We start from the raw sequence: 399 nt of genomic DNA on the forward strand, positions 1-399 counted from the left end.
GTTATGGTGGAAGCCCCCCCCCGGGCCGGTCCGTATCCCCCCCACGGACCGGCCCGTTTTTTGTTCACCGCGCCCTCACCTCAGTCGTGCGACATCGCCGCAGGTCAGCCGCGCTGGGCCCAAATGTTGGTGCCGGGGGTGGAGACCGCGAAGGAGTCGATCTCCTTCAACTCCTGCTCCGACAAAGGCGCCGCCGCCAACGCGGCCACGTTCTCCTCCAGCTGCTTCACGCTCGAAGCGCCGATCAGCGCCGAGGTCATCCGGTCGTCGCGCAGCACCCACTTGAGCGCCAACTGCGCCAGCGACTGCCCGCGTCGGGCGGCGATCTCGTTCAGGCCGTTCAGTCGACGGACGACGTCGTCCGAAAGCAGCTCGGGGTTCAGGGACTTGCCCTGGGTG

General features: G+C 67.9%; 1 protein-coding gene. It reads right to left on the bottom strand.

Annotated elements, in window-relative coordinates; all coding sequences use genetic code 11:
* Positions 1-104 precede the first annotated feature (104 nt).
* A partial coding sequence (locus tag G3I71_RS49340) for an aldo/keto reductase (RefSeq protein ID WP_203733257.1) occupies positions 105-399 on the bottom strand: 295 nt, incomplete at its 5' end.

Origin of the sequence: Streptomyces sp. SID12501, assembly GCF_010550245.1 — a bacterium.
In the GTDB taxonomy this organism is placed as follows: Bacteria; Actinomycetota; Actinomycetes; order Streptomycetales; family Streptomycetaceae; genus Streptomyces.